Here is a 17,323-nt window from a genome sequence, read left to right as displayed (position 1 = left end):
GGACGAGATTCGAGGAGAATCACACATTGGGATGGAAGTCCGGCATCCCCTACCCAAGCCTGTTCACGGCAAAACTGACGGATTTCTGAATGATTCCTGACCCCTCCCTAGGGGTGTGAGCAACTCCAACAACCTCCTCGTCCGGCTCAAACGAACTACAAAATGAGATGGACCGTCCAAAATATTGCATACAGAATACTGAATAGAGTCTGGGAGATTCGAACATGCGTACGGCACTTGCGATCGGAGATGCAGGCGGCGTTGGTCCTGAACTGGCAGCAATGCTTCTGGCGCATGAAGATATGCGCAACCGCGATGTGATCGTCGTAGGCGACGCACAGGTTTTGAAAATGGGCATGAAGCATGCGGGTGTCGATTTCGACCTGACGATCATCCCCGCCGATCAGATTGGCGGCACCCTGCCCGCCGACAAGGTCATGGTCGATCTGGCAAACTGTCCGGTCGAGGCGCTGGCTCTGGGCAATTCCAGCGCGAAAGCGGGTGCAGCATCGCTGCAGAACTTTGCCGCGGTCCTGCGTTTGGCCCAAGCCGGGCTTGCCGATGCGGTGATGTTCACGCCATTCAACAAACATTCGATGCGGCTGGCCCGCCCTGAATATGTGGACGAGATTGGCTTTATCGACACGGTTCTGGAAAGCGGGCGCAGCGGGCGCGAATTCAACGTTCTTGAGGAAGTCTGGAATGCCCGCGTCACCTCGCATATTCCGCTACGCAAGGTGGCTGATGCCCTGAGCATCGAGCGCATTCTGGCCAGCATCAAACTGACCGCCGAAGTGATGGAGGGCGCGGGAAAGAAAGCGCCCCGGATCGGTGTCGCCGCGCTGAACCCCCATGCGGGCGACGGTCGCAATTTCGGCGACGAGGACGAGGATATCATTCTGCCCGCCGTCGATCTGGCCGTGGCCGAAGGGCTGAATGTGAAAGGCCCGATCCCCTCGGATACGGTCTTTGTCCGTGCCACGCGCGGAGAATTCGATGCGGTTCTGACCATGTATCACGATCAGGGCCAGATCGCGATGAAGCTGATGGGGTTTGATCGGGGTGTGACCCTGATTGCCGGTTACGGTTTTCCGATCGTTACCCCGGCCCATGGCACGGCTTTTGATATCGCAGGACAGGGCAAAGCCGATCTGGGCGCGACCCTGCAAGCCGCAAAACTTGGCCATGATCTGGCCAAGCTGAATCTTGCACGCGAAGCATACATCCCGCTGCAGGCAAGCTGGGCCACCGAGGCGGTCCGCGAAAGGGGGATGGCGGCTGAATAGGGCCGCTATTCGGGGGAAAGATCAACCAACTGGAGGAGAGAAAGTTGAAGAAATTTGCGATAAGCGCGGTCGCTGTTGCGGCCCTTCTGGTGGCGATGCCTGTGGCCGCGGGCGAATGGAAGCCCGAACGGCCCGTCGAATTTGTCGTCGCGTCGGGGGCCGGTGGTGGGACCGACAACTTTGCCCGGACGATTCAGGCGATCCTGACCAAAGCCGACAGCATGGGTCGCCCCATGGTCGTGCTGAACAAAGGGGCCGGTTCGGGCGCCGAGGCCTTCCTTTACGCCAAGCAGAATGCCGGAGATCCCCATAAGGTGCCATTATCGGGAATGATTATGGAACCCGAAATCGACAGGTTTTGTGTCGCGGGGAGAAGATCGCGAGAATGCCGCCCATCTCCGCAGGAAAACGACAAGAGTGGCCGAGAAACCCGCTCGCGCGGGTACATAAGATAGCGAGAAACTGGCAGAAGATAGCGAGATTGTGCGCGGACCTACCCGGCAAGACCGCTCCGCATCAACGCTCCAAGGGCTTGTCGTTGCGCCCGCCCGGTGAGGCGAAGCGCGCTTTGGCCAGCGGGACTGGCCAGCAGCGTTTCCGCCGTTTGCCGGTACCAGCTTCGGTCGCGTCCGAAAGATCGCTGTGGCATAGGGCTGGCCGCCACCACGCAACGATGATCTTCAGCCGCGTCCCTTTGGCAATAGCGTCGGAACCAGTCATAGACCCGAGCCCGGCTCACGCCAAGAAACCGGGCTTCTGCCAAGTCCCAGTCCGCCCTGGAGACCTGAACCAACTCACGTGTGCGCCCAGGAACTTGGGCCTCGTGCGCGTAGCTCTTCATGTTGCACCTCCACTTTTTCTCGATACCTAATGTCTTTTTTTGACACCGCCTCGAGATAAGGTGCGGTTTCTCGCTATTTTATGTCACGCTAACCATTTGTTTTTGCATGCGGTCCAGTATCGTTATCATTGCACATCGACACGCATCCATCCCTGGAACCTCATGCAAGATCAGTTTGGGCAAAATCGTCGCCCTTATAGATGAGAGGGACATCAAGGAACTTGGCACAGCCATAGGAAAAGGCGTCGCCCATGTTCAGTTGCGCGGGATGTCCTGCCACTTTGCCGTATGTCGCGAGAGCCTGGCTGGCGGCAACACCTATCTGCGAACTGATGGGGATCTCCACTGCGCCCAGCGTCTCGATCAAGTCGTCGATAAGTTCGGCGGCAATACGAAAATCGTCTTCTTGAGCCGGGCCCCTGCCCCGTGCCTGAACTCTGGTGCGCACCAACGCAAGTGTCGCTTCAACGCGCACGAGCGGTGAGATGTGAAGTTCAGCCTGAGTCTCGTCGATCACTTTCAGCAGCGCAGGTGCTTCAGGTTCACTTTTCAGGATCGCCACAATGGCACTGGCATCGACAAACATCACTCCTCGCCCCAGAGTTCATCCATGAACGCCTTGTCATCGCGGCCATCAGCCGCAACCCCGGAGACCGCAGCCCGGCGTTGAATCCGCGCGACTCGGGTTGCAAGGCTCTCTCGGGCAGAAAGGGCAGCAATTTGGGCGGCAAACACTTCTCGTACCGCCGCAGTTTTGTCGTTTTTACCCGTTAAGGCGAGATAGCGCGCGACCAACGCATCGATATCGGGTGCCCTAGTGTAAAGTGGCATGGTATATCCTCTCTATGTAGAATTATATATACTTCATGCGGGCAAATCGCAAGGCGAAGTTTCTCGAACCAAGACATCTACTGACGCCCCGAGGTCCCTCGTTCCGCACAGATGCTCACCGTTGCAAGTAAAATCAATCACTTATATAGATCAGTCATGCGTGGAGACCACGGCTGCCCGCCATGGCGCAATTTTGCGTGCTGTGCAAAATATTATTCATAACTTTCAACTTCCTACCCCAACGACGCCCATCAAGCTTTCCCTCGCCCCAGATCAACGACGCCGCAGGGGAAAGAAAATGCTTGCTCGGTCGAGACTTGCGTGCCAATGATTATTTCGTCGCAAGAATGCGGTATTTGCGCAATCTAGCGACAAAACTGACAGGGTCCACCAAGAGACCGAGGGCATCGTGGTCGAGCATAGCACAAACATACTTCCCGGGTCGGTCGCTGGTGCCATCAGCGGCAATGCTGCGCGCCTCTCCGAGGCGCTCAGCAGCCATATGCGAGCCAGCTTTCATCCGGATACCAGAAAAACACTGCGAAAATTTCATCCGGCAGAGGTTTCTGAACTGACCGGGATCAGTTTGTCGAACCTCCGGACACGTCATCAGGAAAGCGATTTTCCCGAGGTCGAGACGGATAGCCGCGGTCGTCGACTCTACACCGCCCAAGACATTGATGCGATTCGCGAAGTCATGGCAAAAACCGGCCGTAACGGTGAGACTTACCTTCCGGGACGCCGGCCGGGCGACCCGTTGCAGGTTGTATCCATCGTCAATTTCAAAGGTGGCTCCAGCAAAACGACGAGCGCCATCCATCTCGCGCAGCGATATGCGCTTCGCGGCTATCGCGTCCTGGCGATCGATATGGATCCTCAAGCGAGCCTGACCACCATGTTCGGCTTCAGCCCCGAGATCGAGTTTACCGCGGGCGGTACGATCTACGACGCCTTGAGGTATCAGGACCCGGTTCCGCTGAGCCAGATCATCCGGAAGACCTATTTTCACAAGCTCGACCTGGCACCCGCCGGTCTATTGCTTTCGGAATATGAGACCGAGACGGCCTATGCCCTGCAGCACAAGATCGATCCCCCCTTCACGCAGCGTCTTTCCATCGCGTTGGACGAGGTTGAGGATCTTTACGATCTGGTGATAATTGACTGTCCGCCGCAGCTCGGCTTTACGACGATGACGGCTCTGTTGGCATCTACGGGCTTGCTGATCACCGTCGTTCCCAGCATGCTTGACGTTGCCTCGATGGCACAATTCCTTGAAATGGCTGGGGAAACAATCCGCACCCTTGAGGAAGTAACGGGTCCGTCCGATTGGAACTTCCTCAAGTTTCTTATCGCCAGATACGAGCCGACCGACGTGCCCCAGTCGCAGATGGCCGGCTTCCTCAGGTCGATCCTGCTCGATCAGGTTTTGACAACTCCGATGCTGAAATCGACTGCGATCTCGGACGCGGGCATGACACAGCAAACGATCTATGAACTTGAACCCACCCAGGTTGTGAAGAAGACCCTCGACCGCATTCTCGAAAGCGTCAATGGCGTCGCGGATGAGTTCGAGGCCGTCATCCAGCAGGCTTGGGGACGGAGGACAGACTGATGGCGCGCCGCAACATTTTCCAGCCCCCTGCCCCGCCAACGGAAGCGCCGAGCACCGAAGGCACAGAGCCGCGTCGCTCATTCCCAAATACCGGCGCCATGTCGGGTGTGAAGACCACGCTGCGCGACCTTTCGAGCAACGCGGTGCGAGATATCGACCCCGATCTGATCGATATTGACGGCCCGAAGGATCGGCTTGAGTTTGATGATGCCGATGTGGCCGAACTTGCCGAGAGCATCCGCCAGAATGGGCAGCAGGTGCCCATCATGGTGCGATCCACGCCCGGCACTGCCGGCCGCTACAAGATCGTTTATGGCCGGCGTCGCCTTCGCGCCCTGAAAATGCTCGGGATGCCGGCAAAGGCTCTGGTTCGCGCCTTGAACGACCGCGAGGCAATCGTTGCCCAAGGTCAGGAAAACAACCAAAGGCTTGACCCCAGCTTCGTCGAGAAGGCGTTGTTTTGTGCGGAACTAAGCGAGGCGGGGTATGGCAATGATGTCATTCTCGATGCGCTGGCGATCGACAAGGCAATGTTGTCGCGAATGAACAAGGTAGCGCGCTCGGTTCCGCGCGCACTTGTCGAATTTATAGGCCCCGCTCATGGCGTCGGACGCCGCAGATGGGAAGACTTGGCCGTTGCTGTCGAAGGCAGGACCGATGATGTCGTCGCCCTGCTTGATCGGATCACCCCCTCCACCAGCCAAAAACTTTCCGATGATCGGTTCTCAATGGTCGTGAACGAGTTGTCTGGTTCCGGTCAAAGCAAGGAACGGATCACGCCCCCTGCCCTTTCAGTGCAAGGTCCAGACGGCAAAATCATCGGAGAGGTGCAGTCCAGCGCAAGGGCTGTGACCATCCGCATCAATGCCGCCAGCGAACCTGAATTCGCGGAATGGGTAAAAAAGAAAGCGCAGCAAGCACTCGTCGACCTGTACGACGCCTGGTTAGAAAATAAGCGCGGCCACTAAACGGTTTTCGAGCAGTTAACAACAGGAGCACAAAAGCAGCCCAAAAAGAAAGAGCCCCCCAAGGTCACCCTCGGAGAGCCCGATCTGTCTTCGCACCTCAGATCTACCAGTTTCTCCCCGCCAGTCAAGGCAACCGATTCGGTTGATGGATACTTATTGGTCTTTTTAGACCCATAAGCGGTGATCTTACGGCATATCTTCCCACGGCTGTCGTGAAACGACATGAAACATGTATCTGCCAGCCTCCCACGCGGAGCGCAGGCCGAAGCTGTATTGTCCACGGACAACCAAAGCTTCGATCGCGCGTCCGCAATGGATGTCATTCGTCGGTCGGCTTCGGCTGTCGGCCTCAAAGCGCCAGTCATCGCCACTCTGGACGCCCTGCTCTCTTGCCTGCCACCAAAGCGAAATCACCACTTCGTCTTCGCATCGAACCAGACATTGGCATTCCGGCGAAACGGAATTTCCGAGCGCACATTGCGTCGGCATTTTTCCACGCTTGAGGCCCTTGGCCTAATTACGCGCCACGACAGCCCCAACGGCAAGCGATATTCGAAACACAGCGCGAGCGCGGGCACCATCCTGCGCTTTGGTTTCGACCTCGCACCACTCTTCGCAACCTTGCCGCGTCTGGCCGAACTCGCCAGCCAACAGGACATAAAAAACGAACATCTGGCATTCCTACGCACCAAGCTTCGCGCAATCGCCGCGCAGGTTCTTCGCATCGAACCGGAAAGCAAGATGGCCGCAGCGATTCCGTCAATCCTGCGCAGAAAGCACACGGCTTGCGAACTCAGCGCACTGATCAGCGAACTCGAAGAACGCGCACCCGACGGCATTGCCCATGTCCAGGAACAGCCCTGCACCGAAATTATGGCCGGCAATGACAGTCAAAATGTCCGCCACCATCAGAAGTCTAAAAAAGAAAATATAAAGATAGAGAGTTCTGCCATAGAGCAGGACAACAATACTTACCATGAACCCATCAGCATCCCCATTCTGCTGTCCAAATGTCCCGCTGCAGCAGAATTGGCTTTGGAAGAAATCAATGACATTGACGATGTGGTCGCCCATGCGGACAGGCTGGTGCCAATGATGCGTATCGATCCGACCTCCTACGGCGTAGCCATTCGGTCGAATGGTAAGGTTCGGACGGCTTTGACAATCTGGCTCATGGCGTCGATCGCCCCAAGAATTCGACGGTTTGCCCCCTATTTCCGATCACTGACTAGCGGCCAACATCGATCAGGATTCCAGCCCTGGCCCGCAATCCTGCGACTTGATGCTTTGCCTGCCTGAGCCGTTGTCCGCGGACAACTTGAATGGATTTGCGGATGAACCTTCGCCATGTTGGGCCAGGTTGTCCGCGGACAACAGGTCAACACCAGCAAGGAATTCTATGTGTGGCCGGTTCATAGACGCCAATCTGCGTGGATCTGACAGCGAGTTGTCGCATATCAAGATTGATCCCTTTGAGCGACGTTTCAATATCAAGCCGACCGAGGACGTGCTGATACTCGCCAAGCAGAGCCTTGAGCCCATGATCGCGCGCTGGTGGCTGATCCCGTCTTGGCATAAGGGCGGTCTCAAGGACTTCAAACTGACCACCTTCAACGCCCGTATCGAGGACGCCCGCGAAAAACCGACCTTCCGCGCCGCCTGGCACCATGGCCGCTGCCTGATCCCAGCCGGGGGCTATTATGAATGGACAGGCGAGCGGAGCCAGAAGCAACCGCATTTCATCAGCAGCGCCGGGAACGAGGAGACGCTCTGGTTTGCGGGTCTGGCCTCGCGCTGGCAGGAGCTGTTGACCTGCACCATCCTGACCCGCTCTGCGAACGAAACGGTCAACGACGTGCATACCCGAATGCCAGTGATCCTGAATGCCGAAGAGCGTGATGCCTGGCTCGGTGGCAGCGATGATCTTACTATGGGGGCAGGGGCCTTGCTCAGACATCACCCGGTGCGCCCCTTTGGCATATCTGATCATGGGCCTGACCTGATCGAACCGGAAGATTGACTCTGCTCCCGCATGAGAACAAAAAAGGAACATGCTCTCATGCGAAAACGACTCGGCCATCATGCAAACCCGCATCAGCCCCGCCATTTCTGCCCTGAGGCAGCGGATCTCTGCACTGGAAGGCGTGGGGCAGGGCGGTCGGGCTGTCCTTCCCTTCGCGGTGTCGGAACTGGACCGGCACCTGCCGAAGGGCGGCCTTGCGCTTGGCTGCCTACATGAGGTCGCGGGGGGCGGTAATGGTGCGATCGACGCCGCCGCAGCCAGTTGTTTCGCAGCTGGGATCGCGGCGCGACTGCCGGGGCAGGTGCTCTGGTGCGTGACGCGGGCTGATCTCTTTGCGCCGGGGCTAGAGCAAGCGGGCCTGTCGCCGGATCGCGTCATCCATGTCGAGGCGGGCGATGACAAGGCGGTTCTGGCCTGCATGGAGGAGGGGTTGCGACACGGGGGCCTTGCCGCAGTCGTGGCGGATGTTGCGAAACTGTCGATGACAGCCTCGCGGCGGTTACATCTGGCAGCGAAGGGATCGGGGACCATTGGCCTTGCGCTGCGTCGCTGGCGCAGCCAGGCCGATGCCGGGGACTTCGGGCAACCGACGGCGGCGATGACGCGCTGGCGCGTCTCGGCCCTGCCGTCGCAGCCCTTGCCGGTGCCCGGTATAGGTCGGCCGCGTTGGCTGGTGGAATTGATCCGTGCCCGGGCCGGAGAGGCATTCGATATCGAGTTGGAGGCATGCGATGACACGGGTCATCTCGGTCTTCCTGCCGATGTGGCCAGTGGATCGGCTGCAGCGGCAGGCGGGCGATTGCGCGCCCTCCGTTGATGCGCCGCTGATCCTTGCCGGTCGGGATGGTCGCCGCCGCGTGGTGATTGCCGCCGGTCCTACTGCCCATGCGCTGGGGCTTCGCGCGGGCATGAGCATCAGCAAGGCTCAAGCCCTGGTGCCGGGCCTGCGGATCGAGCCCGCCGATCCACAAGCTGATCTGGAAAGCCTCGAACGTCTGGCGCTTTGGGTCATGCAGCGTTTCAGCCCTATCGTCGCTGTCGATCCACCCGATGGCATCGTGATCGAGACAACCGGGACCGATCACCTGCATGGCGGGGAGCCCGCGATGTTAGAAGCGCTGATCGGACGGCTGTCACTCTCGGGCATTACCGCTCGCGCAGCCATGGCTGATAGCTGGGGCGCGGCCCATGCATTGGCCCGTTTTGCCGCAGACCCGGTCCGGCGGACGGAACCCGGTGCAACCGAGATGGCATTGGCCCCGCTGCCGATCGAGGCCCTGCGCCTGCCCCCCGCCACCACCGAGGCGCTTCGTCTGCTGGGCTTCACCCGCATCGGCGAACTTGCCCACCAGCCGCGCGCTCCGCTGACCCGCCGCTTTGGTCCGGAGCTTTGCCGCCGTCTGGATCAGGCGCTTGGCATCCTTGCAAAACCCATCGCCCCCCTGCGTCCCGAGGGTCTGATCGAGATTCGCCGCAATTTTGCCGATTCAATCGCCGCGCGCGAGACCATCGCGCGCTATATCGGCAAGCTGGTCCCCCGTCTTTGCCTTGAACTTGAGGCAAAGGGGGTGGGGGCAAGGCGGCTCGACCTCATCTGCATCCGCAGCGACAATCAAATCGAAGCGGTGCGTGTCGGTCTTGCCGCGCCGCAGCGCGATCCGAAGCACCTGACCCGCCTTTTCTGCGACCGGATCGAGACCATCGCGCCGGGCTATGGCATCGAGACCATGACCCTGACCGCGACCCTGACCGAACCGCTGGCCCAGAAACAGGCCGACAGCCTGCTGGAACCCGCGCAGCCTGACCTCTCCGGCCTGATTGACAGGCTGGTGAACAGGGTAGGGCAGGGGGGCGTCTATCGCATCGCCCCAGTGGCCAGCGACGTGCCCGAGCGCTCGACCCGACGCATCCCGGCCTTGGCGGAACCGACCGGCGCGGGCTGGCCTGGGCATTGGCCTCGCCCTGCGCGCCTACTGCCTCGGCCCGAGCCGATCGAGACCATGGCGCTGCTGCCCGACCATCCGCCGAACTGGATCAAATGGCGCGGCATCCGCCACCGTGTCCTGCGCGCCGACGGGCCGGAGCGGATCTTCGGCGAATGGTGGAAGCGCGACGCTGAATTGAGCGCCGTCCGCGATTATTTCCGCATCGAGAACGAGGCGGGCGAGCGTTTCTGGATCTTCCGCGCGGGCGATGGCGAGGATGCCACTACCGGCTCGCATCGCTGGTTCCTGCACGGGTTCTTCGGATGAGCGTGCCCGGTTACGCCGAATTGCAGGTGACCTCGCAGTTCTCTTTCCTGCGCGGGGCCTCCTCGGCCGAGGAACTCTTTGCGACGGCAGCTACAATGGGCATCAAGACGCTGGCGGTAACCGATCGCAACACGCTTGCGGGCATTGTCCGCGCGCATGAGGCGGCTAAGGCGGCGGGTATCCGGCTTGTCGTCGGCTGTCGCCTCGATCTGACCTGCGGCATGGCGGCTCTGGTCTATCCGATGGACCGCGCTGCCTATGCCCGCATTTGCCGCCTGCTGACCTTTGGCAAAAGCAGGGCAGGGAAGGGTAGTTGCCACCTCGACTGGGCCGATCTCGCCCTGCATGCCGAGGGGCTGATCGCCGTGCTGATCCCGGATCAGGCCGACGAGACCTGCGGCCTCCACCTGCGCCGGCTGCGCGAGACCTTTGGCGACCGGGCCTATCTGGCATTGACCTTGCGGCGGCGCCCGAATGATCAGTTGCGGCTGCATCATCTGGCACGTCTCGCTGCGCGTATGGGGGTGGCGACGGTGGTGACGAATGATGTGCTTTACCACGAACCGACGCGGCGGATGCTGCAGGATGTCGTCACCGCCATCCGCCACAACTTGACCATCGACGAGTTGGGCTTTCGCCGCGAGCGCCACGCCGACCGCTATCTGAAGTCGCCCGAGGAGATGCACCGGCTGTTCTCGCGCTACCCCGAGGCCTTGGCCCGCACCGCTGAAATCACCGCGCGCTGTCGCTTTTCGCTGGACGAGCTGCGCTACCAATATCCCGAGGAACGCGACGACCCGGCTCTGACCCCACAGCAGACGCTGGCGCAGCTGACATGGCAAGGGGCCGCCAAACGTATCCAGAAGGCATCCCCGAGGACGTCAGGGCCAGCCTGAACCACGAACTCCGTCTGATCGACCGCCTCGACTACGCGCCCTATTTCCTAACCGTGAACAGCATCGTCCGCTTCGCCCGCTCGCGCGGCATCCTGTGTCAGGGCAGGGGATCGGCGGCCAATTCCGCGGTCTGCTATGTGCTGGGCATCACCTCGATCGACCCGGCCCGCAACGACCTGCTGTTCGAGCGCTTCGTCTCCGAGGAACGCCGCGAGCCGCCCGATATCGATGTCGATTTCGAGCATGAGCGCCGCGAGGAGGTCATCCAATGGGTCTATGACACCTATGGCCGCGACCGGGCCGCGCTTTGCGCGACGGTGATCCGCTACCGCTCGAAAGGCGCGCTGCGCGATGTCGGCAAGGCGATGGGCCTGCCCGAGGATCTGATCCGGGCGCTGTCCTCGCAGCTCTGGGCATGGTCCGGTGAGGGCGTCAGCGATGCGCAACTGGCCGAGTTGAACCTTAACCCCTCGGATCGCCGCTTGCGCCTGACCCTGCAATTGGCCGCGCAGCTTCGTGGCGCGCCAAGGCATCTGAGCCAGCATCCCGGCGGCTTTGTCCTGACCCATGAGCGGCTTGACGATCTTATCCCGATCGAGCCCGCCGCAATGGCGGATCGCCAGACCATCGAATGGGACAAGGACGATATCGATGCGCTTCGCTTCATGAAGGTCGATGTTCTGGCGCTTGGCATGCTCACCTGCATGCGCAAGGGGCTGGATCTCCTATCCCAGAACAAGGGCATCGATCTCGACCTTGCCGGCATCCCGGCCGAAGAGCCGCGCACTTATGCCATGATCCGCAAGGCCGACACGCTGGGAACCTTCCAGATAGAGAGCCGGGCGCAGATGTCGATGCTGCCGCACCTGAAGCCCCGGATCTATTACGACCTCGTGGTGCAGGTCGCCATCGTCCGGCCCGGCCCCATTCAAGGCGATATGGTCCATCCCTATCTGCGCCGCCGCGCAGGACTTGAGCCGGTGGTCTATCCCACGCCGGAACTGGAAAAGGTCTTGGGCAAGACCCTCGGCGTGCCCCTGTTTCAGGAGCAGGCCATGCGCGTCGCCATCGAATGCGCGGGCTTCACCCCGGGCGAGGCCGACATGCTGCGCAAATCCATGGCAACCTTCAAATTCACCGGGGGCGTCTCGAAATTCCGCGACAAGCTGGTCTCGGGCATGGTGGCGCGCGGCTATGAGCAGGATTTCGCGGAACGCACCTTCCGCCAGCTTGAGGGCTTCGGCTCCTACGGTTTCCCCCGCGCTGATCGCCTATGCCTCGGCCTGGCTCAAATGCTGGCATCCCGACGCCTTCTGCGCGGCGCTTCTAAACGCCCAGCCGATGGGGTTTTACGCCCCTGCCCAGATCGTCCGCGATGCCCGCGAGCATGGCGTCGAGATCCGTCCGATCTGCGTCAACGCCTCGCGTTGGGACTGCACTCTGGAGCCCACGGGTGAGGCCTTCGCCGTGCGTCTGGGCCTGCGCATGGTCAAGGGCCTCGCCAATGCCCATGCTGCAGCGATCGTCACCGCCCGCGCGGGCCAGCCCTTCGCCTCGGTCGACGATCTTTCGCAGCGCAGCAATGTCCCCGTGGCCGCTCTGACGCGTATCGCCGAGGCTGACGGCTTCCACCCCGGTTTCGGCCTTGCCCGCCGCGAGGCGCTCTGGGCGATCAAGGGCCTGTCTGATCTCGACCTGCCGCTCTTCGCTGCCGCCCGCGAAAGCACCGAACCTGCCGTCACCCTGCGCCCCATGGCCGCGGGCCGCGAGGTGGTCGAGGATTACCGCCATGCCGGGCTGTCGCTGCGCCGCCATCCGCTCGCCTTCCTGCGCGACGACCTGTCCCGCCGCCGCATCACAACCTGCGCCGAGGTCATGGCCGGACGCGACCGGGCATGGGTTCAGACGGCGGGCCTCGTTCTGGTCCGCCAACGCCCCGGCTCGGCCAAGGGGGTGATGTTCATCACGCTCGAGGATGAGACCGGCATTGCCAATCTCGTGGTCTGGCCCAAGACATTCGAGGCCCATCGCCGCATCATCCTTGGCGCCAGCATGATCGCGGTCCATGGCCGCATCCAACGCGAGGGCGAGGTAGTGCATCTTGTCGCCCATCGCATCACGGACCTCTCGGCCGCGCTTGCCAGCATAGGTGAGCGCAACGTGGCCTTCCCCCTGCCGCATGGTCGGGGCGACGAGTTTCACCATGGTAGCCCTGCACCTGATCCGCGCAGCGCGAAGGACATCTATGTTCGCGACCGGCATCCCGATAGTATCAGGGTCAGAAGCCGTGATTTCAGATGACGAAGGAGCAAGGAAATGCCCCATGACCATGACGTGCCGCGCTGGAAACATGACGGCATCCGGGTGATCAAGGGCGACCAGCTTGATCCGAACACTGCCCAGACGTCCGGCATGTTCCGGCAGGCCGCGATCAACCATGCCCGTGTCGGCGCGCAAAAGATCTGGGCCGGAACCGTCGCGATCGAGCCTGATGCCAAGACCGGCGTCCATCACCACGGCCCCTTGGAAAGCGTGATCTATGTCCTGCGCGGCAAGGCGCGGTTGCGCTGGGGCGAGCGGCTAGAATTCGTGGCCGAGGCTGGTCCCGGCGATTTCATCTATGTTCCGCCCTATGTGCCGCATCAGGAAATCAATGCCGACCCAAGCAGGTTCTGGAATGCGTCCTCGTGCGATCGGACTATGAGGCGGTCGTGGTCAATATCACCGATGTCGATCCCATCGAGCCGCCCGAAGCCGTCTATTGGGTCGATTCCATCCATTCCGCGCCAAAGACCTGAAAAATGCCTCCGCGCGGTGGAACAAATACCTGCGGCAGCACGGTTGGAAGCGGCCTGAAAAGAGGTGTCATATGGCTAAAGAAAATCTGCGTGTTCTGCTGATTGGCGCGACGGGCGTCGTCGGCAGGCATGTTCTTGACATCGCCTTGGCGGACACGCGCTTCGCCAAAGTCATCGCCCTGACGCGTCGGCCCTTGCCAGCGCATCCCAAACTGATCAATCCGGTTGTCGATCTGAATGACCTGCCTGCCGGGGCCGAGTGGTTTTCCGTCGATGGCGTGATCTCGACGCTCGGCACGACGCAGAGGATTGCTGGCTCGCCCGAGGCTTTTCGGGCCGTCGATTACGGTTTGAACCTCGCCATAGCGAAAAAGGCACATGACAGTGGTGCGACAAGGTTTGCGCTGACTTCATCGCTTGGCGCAGATCCATCGTCGCGATCCTATTATCTGCGGACCAAGGGCGAAATCGAGCGCGACCTTGAGCGGATTGGCTACGAATCCTTGACGATCCTGCGCCCCGGATTGTTGGGCGGAACGCGGTCGGAGCGCCGCTTGAGCGAGGATCTGGGCAAAACCGCCCTCGGCTTGCTTGGGCCGATCTTGCCTGCACGCTGGCGCATCAGCCGACCGGAGCGCGTGGCCGAGGAACTGGTCGGCGCGATCGCCAAGGGCGCATCCGGTGGCCACATCATCGACTCGGGGCGTCTGGCCTGATCGCTCGGCTCATGGTGCCGCGCGTGGAAAGCCTCGTCTCCGGGCTTGCCGAACGCTGTCATTGTCGGCGTTCAGCCCCACACATCCCGCATGATGGCGCGGATATCGACGCGGCCCGGGGCAGGGGAGGCGGCCTCGCCAACATTAGGTGGTGCCCATCGCGTAACGTCGAAATGCTCCAGCATGTCGCTGGTGATGAAGCGGGTGCGGGCGGCGAAGAGATGCCGGTCGCCGCGCTTGGTCTGTCGCGTGACATAGAAGCGCAGGGGCACGCCAAGGGTCAGTTGGTCCTTGGCCCGGGTCATCGCGACATAGAGAAGCCCTCGTTCCTCCTCGAGATCGGCGCTCTGCCCGGTCCCGAGATCCGAAGGGATGCAGCCATCGACCACGTTCAGCACGAAGACCGCCTTCCATTCCTGCCCTTTGGCCGAATGGATGGTGGAAAGGATCAGATAATCCTCGTCTTTCAGTGGCATGCCGGCCTTAGCGTCGGTGGCCTCGGGTGGGTCGAGCGTGACATCGGTCAGGAATTTCTCGCGGCTCGGATAGGTCGATGCGATCTGCTCGAGTTGTAGCAAATCGGCGCGGCGGAACTCGGCATCCTCATGGATGCGGTCAAGATGCGGCTCGTACCAGGCGCGGGCACGGGCGCGGCCAAGGGCCTCGGGCCAGGCGCCGGGCTGCAGCACCGCGACGAGATCCTCCCATCCCGTCACCTTGGAGGGGACCTGCATCTGCGCCAGTGCCGCCAGGGGATCGGGCGTGGCGGCAATGCGGTCCAAAACCTTTGCTGCCGTTCCCGGCCCCAGCCCCGGCAGCAATTGCAGCAGCCGGAAACCAGCCACCCTATCGCGCGGATTTTGGGCAAAGCGCAGCAGCGCCAGCAGATCCTTGACATGCGCGGCATCGAGAAACTTCAGCCCGCCGAATTTGACGAAGGGAATGTTGCGGCGGGTGAGTTCGATCTCGAGTTGGCCGGAGTGGCTGGAGGTCCGAAACAGCACCGCCTGTTGTGTCAGTGACATACCGGCCTCGCGATTGACCAGAACTTGATCGGCGACAAAGCGGGCCTGATCGGCCTCATTCGGCAGGTTCACCAGCCGCGGTTTTTCCTCCGACATGCGATCGGACCACAGGTCCTTGGTGAAACGCTCGGGCGCGCGCGCGATCACCGCATTGGCGGCCGCAAGGATCGGCTGGGTCGAGCGGTAATTGCGCTCGAGCGTGACGACCTGCGCGGGCGGGGAGAAGGCGGCCGGAAAGTCGAGGATGTTGCGCACGCTCGCCGCGCGGAAGGCATAGATCGACTGCGCATCGTCGCCCACCACGGTCAGCCCGCGCCCCTCGGGCTTCAGCGCCAGAAGGATACGCGCCTGCAGCCGGTTGGTGTCCTGGTATTCGTCGATCAGGACATGATCCCACATCGCGCCGAGATGGGCGGCGAAGCCCGGATCCTCCATCACCTGCGCCCAGGCCAGCAGCAGGTCGTCGTAATCCAGCACATTCTGCGCCTGCTTGGCCGCCATATAGCTGCCGAACAGACGCTTCAGCTCGGCCTCCCACATCGCGCACCAGGGGAAGTGGTCGACCAGCACCTCACTGAGTGGCGCGCCGGAATTCACCACGCGGGAATAGATCGCAAGGCAGGTGCCCTTGACCGGAAACCGGGTCTGCGCCCTGGAGAACCCCAACTCGTGGCGGCAGAGGTTCATCAGGTCGGCGGAATCCTCGCGGTCATGGATGGTGAAATCCGGGTTCAAACCGATCTGCGGCGCGAGATCGCACAGGAGGCGGGCGCCGATGCCGTGAAAGGTGCCGGCCCAGGCCAGGGCCTCGGCGCCGTAGCCGGTGCCCATGACGCTTTCGGTGATCCGCGACGCCCGCCGGGTCAGCTCCGAAGCGGCCCGGCGCGAAAAGGTCATCAGGAGAATGCGGCGCGGATCGGCGCCCTGTTTCAACAGATGCGCGACGCGATGGGCGAGGGTATTGGTCTTGCCCGATCCTGCCCCGGCGATGATCAGCAGCGGTTCTATGCCATGCTCGACGGCTTGGCGCTGTGCCGCATTGAGGTTTTGCAGATAGCCCATGTCGCCCCTCGGTTCTTGCAGATGAATTAGCGCAATTGGAACGGAAAGGGAACGTGTTTGGTGGAGCGGTTCCGCGCAGTTCGGCGGGAAGTCGAAAGACGAGGGCAGGGGAGGTAATGGTCCTATTCGGACTTTCTGGTCCCGCCGCAGGGATAAGTTCAGACGCGCGGGGATTCGGGCAAGCCGAACGCCCGCATGCCAGCCTGGGCCGCGCTGAAGCGCGCCCGATTTGGGAACCGCCGGTTCCCCCGCGCAAGTCTCGCGAGCGGCGTCAGAGGCGGTGTCCCCAACCACGGGCTCGGCCAGAGGCCGAGCTGCGTGGCCGGGAGATCCCCCTCCCCCTCTTCCTTGTCGCCGGGCTGGCGCGGGCCCCCCTCCTGCCCTCGCCGGGAGGCAGTCCGGCAAGAGAGGCGCCGCTTCGCGGACCTCACGTGCCAGACCGCCCCGATTATTCGGCAACAGACCGGAACGGGGCGTCACCACGAAAGAGGCCAGATATGGCTCACTATCAATGCAAGAGCTGCGGCGAGATCGAAATCTCGGAGCTGTGTGCGCCCGAGGTTTGCACCCAATGCGGGGAGAGCGGCACGATCGATCTCGACGCCCAGACCGCGGAAATCGCCAAGGCCAATGACGCGTTTCGCGCCGCGATCATTCAGGGCGGTCATCCCGAACTGCTCGGGCAGGTGGTCTGGACCCAAGGCGTCGCCGCCGAAGGCCTCGGCTTCATGGCCCGCGCCCAGATCGAAGTCGCGGGTTTCTCGAGCTTCACCGAAGAAAACGACCCTTATGGCGATCATTCCTTCGGGGCGGTGACCATCAGCGGCAAGAAAATCTGGTGGAAGATCGACATCTATGACGCCGATTACCGTTTCGGTGCCGCGGATCCTTTGGACGCGACCCAGACCCGCCGTGTCCTGACGCTGCTTTTCCCCAGCGAATATTGATCCCCGTCCCGGCCCTGCGCGTCAGGGCCGGGATCCCAAGGCGCAACCTGCGCCGGAAGGGAGGTG

The 17,323-nt window shown here is 61.6% G+C and carries 17 protein-coding genes; 14 read left to right on the top strand and 3 right to left on the bottom strand.

The window, feature by feature from the left end:
* Positions 1 to 224 precede the first annotated feature (224 nt).
* Together ESZ60_RS14400 and ESZ60_RS21080 are read left to right on the top strand one after the other, a co-directional pair.
* A complete protein-coding gene (locus ESZ60_RS14400; RefSeq protein ID WP_134681429.1) occupies positions 225 to 1,286 on the top strand; it encodes a 4-hydroxythreonine-4-phosphate dehydrogenase PdxA in 1,062 nt (353 codons plus the stop codon).
* A 44-nt stretch (positions 1,287 to 1,330) separates the two neighbouring features.
* Entirely contained in the window at positions 1,331 to 1,741 is a 411-nt protein-coding gene (locus tag ESZ60_RS21080; RefSeq protein WP_209021304.1) for a hypothetical protein, read from the top strand.
* A 546-nt stretch (positions 1,742 to 2,287) separates the two neighbouring features.
* On the opposite strand, the gene ESZ60_RS14390 is transcribed toward ESZ60_RS21080, so the two are convergent.
* Both ESZ60_RS14390 and ESZ60_RS14385 read right to left on the bottom strand, forming a co-directional pair.
* Positions 2,288 to 2,713 (bottom strand): type II toxin-antitoxin system VapC family toxin, encoded by a 426-nt coding sequence (locus ESZ60_RS14390; protein ID WP_134681428.1) that lies wholly within the window; start codon positions 2,711 to 2,713, stop codon positions 2,288 to 2,290.
* Complete coding sequence (locus ESZ60_RS14385) at positions 2,713 to 2,958, bottom strand: type II toxin-antitoxin system VapB family antitoxin (RefSeq protein ID WP_134681427.1); 246 nt, start codon at positions 2,956 to 2,958, stop codon at positions 2,713 to 2,715. The genes ESZ60_RS14390 and ESZ60_RS14385 overlap by 1 nt, the downstream gene beginning before the upstream one ends.
* Before the next feature lie 409 nt (positions 2,959 to 3,367).
* Between ESZ60_RS14385 and repA the strand changes: the two genes are divergently transcribed.
* From repA to ESZ60_RS14340, 11 genes are all read left to right on the top strand, one after another.
* A complete protein-coding gene (gene repA / locus ESZ60_RS14380) occupies positions 3,368 to 4,570 on the top strand; it encodes a plasmid partitioning protein RepA (protein ID WP_134681426.1) in 1,203 nt (400 codons plus the stop codon).
* Positions 4,570 to 5,538 (top strand): plasmid partitioning protein RepB, encoded by a 969-nt coding sequence (repB, locus tag ESZ60_RS14375; protein ID WP_134681425.1) that lies wholly within the window; start codon positions 4,570 to 4,572, stop codon positions 5,536 to 5,538. The genes repA and repB overlap by 1 nt, the downstream gene beginning before the upstream one ends.
* Positions 5,539 to 5,760: 222 nt before the next feature.
* Complete coding sequence (gene repC / locus ESZ60_RS14370) at positions 5,761 to 6,837, top strand: plasmid replication protein RepC (RefSeq protein ID WP_134681424.1); 1,077 nt, start codon at positions 5,761 to 5,763, stop codon at positions 6,835 to 6,837.
* Between the two features lie 100 nt (positions 6,838 to 6,937).
* The gene (locus ESZ60_RS14365) at positions 6,938 to 7,558 is read left to right on the top strand and encodes an SOS response-associated peptidase (protein ID WP_134681476.1); all 621 of its coding nucleotides are present in this window, start codon (positions 6,938 to 6,940) and stop codon (positions 7,556 to 7,558) included.
* Between the two features lie 61 nt (positions 7,559 to 7,619).
* Complete coding sequence (locus ESZ60_RS14360; RefSeq protein ID WP_134681423.1) at positions 7,620 to 8,378, top strand: ImuA family protein; 759 nt, start codon at positions 7,620 to 7,622, stop codon at positions 8,376 to 8,378.
* The gene (locus ESZ60_RS14355; protein WP_134681422.1) at positions 8,293 to 9,813 is read left to right on the top strand and encodes a Y-family DNA polymerase; all 1,521 of its coding nucleotides are present in this window, start codon (positions 8,293 to 8,295) and stop codon (positions 9,811 to 9,813) included. The genes ESZ60_RS14360 and ESZ60_RS14355 overlap by 86 nt, the downstream gene beginning before the upstream one ends.
* Positions 9,810 to 10,709, top strand: coding sequence for a PHP domain-containing protein (locus ESZ60_RS21795; protein ID WP_342365240.1), 900 nt, complete (start codon positions 9,810 to 9,812; stop codon positions 10,707 to 10,709). Before ESZ60_RS14355 ends, ESZ60_RS21795 begins: the two co-directional genes overlap by 4 nt.
* Complete coding sequence (locus ESZ60_RS21790) at positions 10,649 to 12,166, top strand: error-prone DNA polymerase family protein (RefSeq protein ID WP_342365239.1); 1,518 nt, start codon at positions 10,649 to 10,651, stop codon at positions 12,164 to 12,166. The genes ESZ60_RS21795 and ESZ60_RS21790 overlap by 61 nt, the downstream gene beginning before the upstream one ends.
* Positions 12,051 to 13,010, top strand: coding sequence for a helix-hairpin-helix domain-containing protein (locus tag ESZ60_RS21785; protein ID WP_342365238.1), 960 nt, complete (start codon positions 12,051 to 12,053; stop codon positions 13,008 to 13,010). The genes ESZ60_RS21790 and ESZ60_RS21785 overlap by 116 nt, the downstream gene beginning before the upstream one ends.
* 15 nt (positions 13,011 to 13,025) lie before the next feature.
* Entirely contained in the window at positions 13,026 to 13,565 is a 540-nt protein-coding gene (locus ESZ60_RS14345) for a cupin domain-containing protein (RefSeq protein WP_245155707.1), read from the top strand.
* 13 nt (positions 13,566 to 13,578) lie between these two features.
* A complete protein-coding gene (locus ESZ60_RS14340) occupies positions 13,579 to 14,223 on the top strand; it encodes an NAD(P)H-binding protein (RefSeq protein WP_209021303.1) in 645 nt (214 codons plus the stop codon).
* A 71-nt stretch (positions 14,224 to 14,294) separates the two neighbouring features.
* On the opposite strand, the gene ESZ60_RS14335 is transcribed toward ESZ60_RS14340, so the two are convergent.
* Positions 14,295 to 16,310 carry an ATP-dependent helicase gene (locus ESZ60_RS14335; RefSeq protein ID WP_134681421.1) on the bottom strand — a complete coding sequence of 672 codons (2,016 nt, stop codon included), beginning with the start codon at positions 16,308 to 16,310 and terminating at the stop codon, positions 14,295 to 14,297.
* A 497-nt stretch (positions 16,311 to 16,807) separates the two neighbouring features.
* On the opposite strand from ESZ60_RS14335, the gene ESZ60_RS20805 reads away from it, so the two are divergent.
* Positions 16,808 to 17,257, top strand: coding sequence for a DUF3768 domain-containing protein (locus tag ESZ60_RS20805; protein ID WP_167620164.1), 450 nt, complete (start codon positions 16,808 to 16,810; stop codon positions 17,255 to 17,257).
* Positions 17,258 to 17,323 lie beyond the last annotated feature (66 nt).

The sequence above is a fragment of the Paracoccus ravus genome, assembly GCF_004522175.1.
In the GTDB taxonomy this organism is placed as follows: domain Bacteria; phylum Pseudomonadota; class Alphaproteobacteria; order Rhodobacterales; family Rhodobacteraceae; genus Paracoccus; species Paracoccus ravus.
This window is presented reverse-complemented; position numbering and strand designations above follow the sequence as displayed.